Origin of the sequence: Paramuribaculum intestinale (genome assembly GCF_003024925.1) — a bacterium.
Taxonomy (GTDB): domain Bacteria; phylum Bacteroidota; class Bacteroidia; order Bacteroidales; family Muribaculaceae; genus Paramuribaculum; species Paramuribaculum intestinale.
In genome coordinates, this window is sequence record NZ_PUED01000129.1 from 1 (window position 1) to 7,128 (window position 7,128).

The 7,128-nt window shown below is 50.9% G+C and carries 7 protein-coding genes; all 7 read left to right on the forward strand.

What is annotated here, in order from left to right; all coding sequences use genetic code 11:
* Positions 1 to 277: VRR-NUC domain-containing protein (locus C5O24_RS14030; RefSeq protein ID WP_107681746.1), on the forward strand; the 277-nt coding region annotated here is incomplete at its 5' end.
* 97 nt (positions 278 to 374) lie between these two features.
* Positions 375 to 680, forward strand: a complete 306-nt coding sequence (locus tag C5O24_RS09445; RefSeq protein ID WP_107681747.1) for a hypothetical protein — start codon at positions 375 to 377, stop codon at positions 678 to 680.
* A 102-nt stretch (positions 681 to 782) separates the two neighbouring features.
* On the forward strand, positions 783 to 1,535 hold the full coding sequence (locus C5O24_RS09450; protein WP_107681748.1) for a hypothetical protein: 753 nt from the start codon (positions 783 to 785) through the stop codon (positions 1,533 to 1,535).
* Between the two features lie 175 nt (positions 1,536 to 1,710).
* Positions 1,711 to 3,123: a DNA modification methylase gene (locus C5O24_RS09455; RefSeq protein ID WP_107681749.1), complete on the forward strand. Its 1,413-nt coding sequence runs from the start codon at positions 1,711 to 1,713 to the stop codon at positions 3,121 to 3,123.
* Between the two features lie 316 nt (positions 3,124 to 3,439).
* The gene (locus C5O24_RS09465) at positions 3,440 to 3,883 is read left to right on the forward strand and encodes a DUF5681 domain-containing protein (RefSeq protein ID WP_107681751.1); all 444 of its coding nucleotides are present in this window, start codon (positions 3,440 to 3,442) and stop codon (positions 3,881 to 3,883) included.
* Positions 3,884 to 4,248: 365 nt separating this feature from the next.
* Positions 4,249 to 5,343 carry a phage terminase large subunit gene (gene terL, locus C5O24_RS09470; protein ID WP_240604954.1) on the forward strand — a complete coding sequence of 365 codons (1,095 nt, stop codon included), beginning with the start codon at positions 4,249 to 4,251 and terminating at the stop codon, positions 5,341 to 5,343.
* A gap of 21 nt (positions 5,344 to 5,364) precedes the next feature.
* Positions 5,365 to 6,852, forward strand: coding sequence for a phage portal protein (locus tag C5O24_RS09475; protein WP_107681753.1), 1,488 nt, complete (start codon positions 5,365 to 5,367; stop codon positions 6,850 to 6,852).
* Positions 6,853 to 7,128: the final 276 nt, after the last annotated feature.

Genomic DNA, 7,128 nt, shown 5'->3' on the forward strand with positions numbered 1-7,128 from the left:
ATTCTTTGCCGTCCCTAACGGCGGCGGCCGCAATAAACGGGAAGCCGGGATATTGAAGGCGGAAGGCGTTACCGCCGGAGTTGCAGATGCTATCCTCTTGAAGCCTTCGGGCGGCTACGCTTCCCTTTGCGTGGAGTTCAAGACCAAGAAAGGCTCACAACGACAGACGCAGAAGGAATGGCAGAAAGCCGCCGAAGCCAACGGCAACAAGTACGTTATAGTCCGCAGCTTCGACGACTTCAAACGCGAAATAACGGAGTATTTGGGCGCAGTATAGCCGCCTACTTGAAGTTTTAGCGAAGTGTTTTAGGGTTTGTCGTATCAATTTAATACGGCAAACCCTTTAACTTTGCGGCATAATAAACCGCCCGCGTATGACACCCAAACAAGCAATAGAAAAAGCCGCCGCCTTCATTAAGCGGATAGCCTACGACAAGAAACTACACTACGCCGCCGGGCTTCTTATTGCCGGAGTTCTTACCAACTTTATGCCCGTGCTTTTCGCCGTGGGTATAGCCATATTGGTAGGAGTGGCAAAGGAAGTTTACGACCGCGCAACCAAGAAAGGAACGCCGGAACTTGCCGACTTCCTATGGACGACCGCCGGGGCTTTAACGTGGCTTCTTCTTTACTTCGTGGTTGAAGGCATTGTTTGGGCGTGGATAGCGTGGTTAACATAGGCTTCTACGAAATTCCATATAGCTGAAAGCAACGGCGACACTGCCGAAGCGGAAGGGCGCGGCGACCGAAACCGCGCCCTTTTCCATAAACTGACAAAGGAAATGAGCAGACGAAAAAAGACCCAGGCCGACGAAGACGGCTTTAACTTCGACATAGGGGATATAGGTAACTTCGACCTTCCCGACGTAGATACTTCCCTCTTTGACGTTCTAAGCGACGACGAAGGGGAAGAAACACGCTACATAAAGCCGAAGGTTTACACCCGTAAGCCGGACTTCGTTATGTACGACAACGCCGTAAAATTGGCGCGTGATATAGAGATGACCGAGGGAAGCCGCTACGACGTGATAGTTAACGGCTCGTTCATTTTCGGCGACTTCTTAGAAGCCTTCATAGTGAGGAATAACGCCAAGTGTAAGAAATTGACAATTTCCACGCTGTCGATGAACCAAAACAACATAGACAGCCTACACAACCTTATAACCCACGGCTATATAGACGAATTGAACCTAATAATAAGCGCGTACTTCTACAACATGGAGATACGGGCTTTAATACCCTACATTTACCGCCATTTGGATATAGACAACCGTCTACAATTAGCCGTGGCGAACGTCCACACCAAAACGGCGCAGTTTGAAACATTAGGCGGGAAGAAGATAATAGCCCACGGCTCGGCGAACCTACGCAGTTCCGGCAGTATTGAGCAATTCACGATAGAGGAAAGCCCGGAACTTTACGACTTCTACGACGAATTTTTTAGCCGGATATTGGAACGCTACCAAACCATACGGAAGCCTGTATGGGGTAAAGACGCATGGGCGGACTTGATACGGAAAAAGTTTAACGATTAACACCCCACGAAAATGGCAGAAGACAACGGAAGTACAGGAAGCGGCGGCAACGGTTCCGCTATTCAGAGTTCGACGGCAGCGAGTATGCGCGGCGCGTCTATGGCGTATTGGGCTGACCCCTTCGGCGGCGGACACAGCGGCCCGGCGCCCTTCTAACCCTTAACCCCCGGAAACTATGGCAAAGAAGAAAACACAGGAAGGAGCAGCTACCCCCGCCAAGGCCCTCGCGCCGTTGGTGCAAAGCGTCGTATTGAAGTTGTCGGATTTGGAACTGAACAAAGGGCAAATTCCCGGAGTTCCGAAGAACCCGCGAATGATGAAGGACGACGTAAAATTTAGAAAGTTGAAAGCGTCGATACAGGACGACCCCGAAATGTTGGCACTTCGGGAAGTGCTTATTTACCAATACGACGGGCATAACGTCATTATAGGCGGAAATATGCGCTACCGCGCCCTTAAAGAATTGGGCTACACGGAAACAATAGCGAAAGTAATCCCCCCGGAAACAACACCGGAGAAACTACGCGCCATTGTCATAAAGGATAACGTAGCCTTCGGCGATTGGGATTATGACGACTTAGCCAACGAATGGGAAATAGAAGACCTCGACCGTTGGGCTGTGGAACTTCCCGACATTGACACAGGGCAAGCCGAAGAAGAAGCGGAAGAAGACAATTACGACGTAGCCGGAAACCTACCAAGCAAGCCGAAGGCGAAATACGGCGACATCTACCAATTAGGAAACCACCGCCTAATCTGTGGCGACAGCACGAAGCCGGAAGTATTGGATATCCTGATAGGCGAAGGCAAAGTAGACCTATTCTTAACCGACCCGCCCTATAACGTGGATTATTCAAGCAAGAACGAAGCCCTAAACGCCGCCGACAAGGGGAACCGGGTACAAAAGGACATCGCCAACGACAAGATGGGCGACGAAGCCTTTTTAGAGTTCCTTAAAGCCGCCTTCGACAACGCCAACCGCTACCTCAAGAAGGGCGGCGCGTTCTACATTTGGCACGCCGGAACGGAAGGGCTTAACTTCAAATTGGCGGTTAAGTCCGTGGGTTGGGAGTTGAAGCAGATACTTATATGGGTTAAAAACAACATGGTATTAGGGCGACAGGACTACCAATGGAAGCACGAACCCTGCCTATACGGTTGGAAGCCCGGCGCGTCGCACTTCTTCGTAAACCGCCGCGACCTATTGACCGTAACCGAGGACGAAGCCCCGGACATAGACGCAATGACGAAGGACGAGTTAAAAGCCCTTCTTCGTTCGCTATTGGGCGAAGCCACCCCGACCACGACAATACACGAGGATAAGCCGCTACGTTCAGCCGACCACCCTACGATGAAGCCTATAAAACTGATGGGACGCGCCATTAAGAACAGCACACGCCCCGGCGAAGTCGTGTTAGATCTATTCGGCGGAAGCGGAAGCACCCTTATGGCGGCCGAGCAGTTGGGCCGCTCTTGTTATACCGTGGAATTAGACCCCGCCTATATAGACGTGATAATAAAGCGGTGGGAAGAATATACAGGCGACGAAGCGGAACGAATAGGCAACTTCGCCCCAAGTGAAGAATAAAAACGAGTTACGATGGATAATAACACATTTTATTGCACACGCCGATGGCTTAACCCGCCGACAAGTCCAAGCACGGGAAGCGTGGTATGTTTCGACGGGATAACGGAATATTCGGACGGAATAGAACGGAATACATTTATCGAAATTGCGAGCTGCCGGACTAAGGTACGACTACATAAAACCTTTTCGGACGATATAGGCGACTTCATAAATAAACTACGCGACCTTCAAACCGAAATAGGGGCGTTTATTGAACATTTGGAGAAAGAACAAACCTCAAAGCCGAACAGCGACAAAACGACAAAATAACAGCGATATGCCAAACCCCGAAAACATAACCCCGCATCAGTTCAAACCCGGACAGAGTGGCAACCCCAAAGGCCGCCCCAAAAGCCGCGTACCCGAACAGCTTGTAAAGATATTCGGGAGCAAGGCGAAGGCGAAGAAGTTTTACAGCCTTTCCGCCGTGGAGATTAACGAATGGGAAGCCGCTATACTTTCCTTTACCTTCGCCGACCTTCAACTACTTGTAAAGTGGGAGGAAGCCCCGATATACCCCAAAGGATTAGCGCGGGCCATACTTAGCGATATGAAGAACGGCAAGACCACGACGTTAGACAAGCTGCGCGAAAGGCAGTACGGCAAGCCCACGCAGCGAATGGAACTTACAGGAAAGGACGGCGGCGACTTGATACCGGCCCGGACGCTTACGAAGGAAGAAGCCGCCGAATTATTCAAAACCCTAAACGAAAAATACTAATGTCCTTCTGCCGCGACATAGACGTAATAAAGACGTGGATCCGCCAAGGAACGCTAAACTTTACACGCTTCTTTTTCAAAGAAAAGTATAAGCGTAAGTTCGTCGTAGGCAAACATCACGAAAGGATAGCCGAAGCCTTAGACAAGGTATTAAAGGGCGAGATAACCCGGCTTATAATAAACATCGCACCACGCTACGGCAAGACCGAATTAGCGGTTAAGAGCTTCATCGCGGAAGGCTTCGCCATTAACCCGAAGGCGAAGTTTATACACCTCAGTTATTCGGACGACTTAGCCCGCGACAACAGCCGAGGAGTACAGGAAATTTTGCGCGAACCGAGTTATAGGCGATTGTTCCCGGACGCTATGCCTACGAGCGTAAACACCCGCAAATGGTTTACAAAAGCCGGGGGCGGCCTTTACGCCGTTTCATCAGCCGGACAGGTAACAGGCTTCGGCGCGGGTTTGGTGGATAAGGACGAAGACGAGGAATTAGGCGACGAGGTAGCCGCCATTACTTCCGAAGGGGACGAGTTCGGCGGCGCGATAGTCATCGACGACCCTATTAAGCCGGACGACGCACGAAGCGAACAAATACGCGAGAAGGTAAACCAAAAGTTTGAAACCACCATACGAAACCGCGTTAACAGCCGAAAAACGCCGATAATTATAATTATGCAGCGTTTGGACGAAGACGACCTTTGCGGCTACTTGCAGAAGTTGGAGCCGGACGAATGGGTAGTATTGAGCCTTCCCGTTATTGAGATTGACGACGACGGCAAGGAGCGGCCGCTGTGGGAGTTCAAACACACGTTAGCCGAACTTCACGAATTGGAAGAAAAAAGCGGGTGGGTATTTGAAACGCAGTATATGCAGAACCCCCGACCGATAACGGGGCTTATGTACGAACGCGAGTTTAAGACCTACGAAGTATTGCCCGTAACCAAGAAGCACAAAGTAAAAGCCTACGTCGATACCGCCGACACGGGCGAAGACTTCCTTTGCTGTATTGTCTACGTCGAAACGGAAATAGGCAACTTCATTTTAGACGTGTACTATACCCAGGCCGCAATGGAAACGACCGAGCCGGAAACGGCGCGGATCCTTACGAAGTGGGAAGTAGAGGAAGCGATAATAGAGAGCAACAACGGCGGGCGCGGCTTCGCCCGGAAGGTAGAAGAAAACTGCCGGATATTGGGAAACCGCCGTACCGTTGTACGCTGGTTCCACCAAGGCGAAAACAAGGATATACGAATATTCAGCCACTCAAACGAGGTGCAGAACCTTACACACTTCCCGAAGGAGTGGGCGCACTTATGGCCGAAGTTTCACAAGGCTATAACCCAATACAAGAAGCAGGGACGAAACACCCACGACGACGCGCCGGACGCTTTAACGGGAACGGTGGAGAAACGCCCCGACGGGAAGCAAAGTATTTCAAGATTAAAACAAATTTTCTAACCCCATAAACCCCAATAGACTATGTCACCTATTGACGAACTACTAAAAGCGGGCGACTACCCCGCAGCTATAAACGAGTTGAGAAACGGGCGAATTACAACCCTTCCCAATTCGGAGCAGTACGCCGCGCAGTACGACCCTGCAAAGCACGACATCAACGACCCGCGCAAACGCCCGGACAAACTTGTAGTAACAGACAAGGATAGCGAGGAATACGGCCAAGTCAAGAACATCAACGTAAACGCCGAGCTTACCACGGAACAGGGGTTTAGAATTGAACCCGTAGCCCGCATAGCGTTAGCCCTTCAAAAGTTGATAGTGAAACGCGCTGTAGCGTTTACCTTCGGCAACCCGCCCGCCTACGATGCAGACCCGCAGGGCGACGAGGAAAAGGCGGTACTTGCCGCGCTTAAACGTGTATTCCACGAAGTCAAGGAAAGAACCCTTAACCGCCGCGTAGCCCGTAGTATTTTCAATTCTACCGAGGTAGCAGAATATTGGTACCCGGTAGAAACCGAGGAAACGCACGACCTCTACGGCTTCCCGACAAAAACGAAGTTTCGCGTAGCCCTGTTTAGTCCGGCCTTTGGGGATAAACTTTACCCATACTTCGACGACAACCGCGACCTAATAGCCTTTTCCCGTGAGTTCACGAAGAAGGCAGACGACCTGACTACGCGCACATACTTTGAAACCTACACGAAGGACGCGCACTATATATGGACAGCAGAAGGCCCGACCGGGACGGAAGCCAAGAACTGGGAGTTAGTCGAAGGCTACCCCAAGCAGCTAACCATCGGCAAAATCCCCATAGTGTACGGAAGTCAACCCGCCGTAGAGTGGGAAGACGTGCAGAGCCTTATCGACCGTTTGGAAAAGTTACTTTCCAACTTCGCCGACACCAACGACTACCACGCAAGCCCGAAAATCTTTGTAGAAGGCAAAATATTGGGCTTCGCAAGGAAGGGAGAAGCCGGAGCGATAATCGAAGGCGAGGAAGGCGCGAAAGCAACCTACCTATCATGGGCGCAGGCCCCGGAAAGCGTAAGGTTGGAAATAGACACGCTTCTACGAATGATTTACACCATTACCCAAACGCCCGATATTTCCTTTGATAGCGTGAAGGGAATAGGCGCGGTTAGCGGCGTAGCCCTTCAACTTCTATTTATGGACGCACACTTAAAGGTACAGGACAAAATGGAAGTATTCGACGACTATTTAACCCGCCGTGCTAACATAGTGTTAGCCTACCTCGGCGCGGCTAACGTCAAGAACAAAGCCGCCGCCCGTCGTCTTATTGTTTCGCCCCGGATAACGCCGTACATTATTGAGGACGAACAGGCGAAAATAAATATGCTCCAAGGTGCCAACGGCGGCAAGCCGATAGCAAGCCAAAAGACGACTATACGCCGTTTAGGTTGGGCGGAAGACCCGGACGTAGAACAGGCCGAAATACAAACGGAAGAAGACCGGGCCAACGCATGGACGGAAGGCGAACCGACCCTTTAAGCCTACGAACCCGCCTAAAATTCCGTAATACGCTCTATTTATGGAGAATACAAACCAAAAGAAGCCGTTTTAAGCCGCGTATAGGCCGCGTTTCCTTCCGAATGGATAAAGTACCCACCTCGGAAGCGGAACGCGCTTAAACGCGAAATTCCGAAAAAATAACTTTATGCCCGATTATACCGAAAACCGCCTTATAGTCCGACTTCGTGGCTTTGATGCCCGGCACTACGCCAAGACGCGGCAGTACGCCCGCCAAGTGGAACGGCTATATAACAC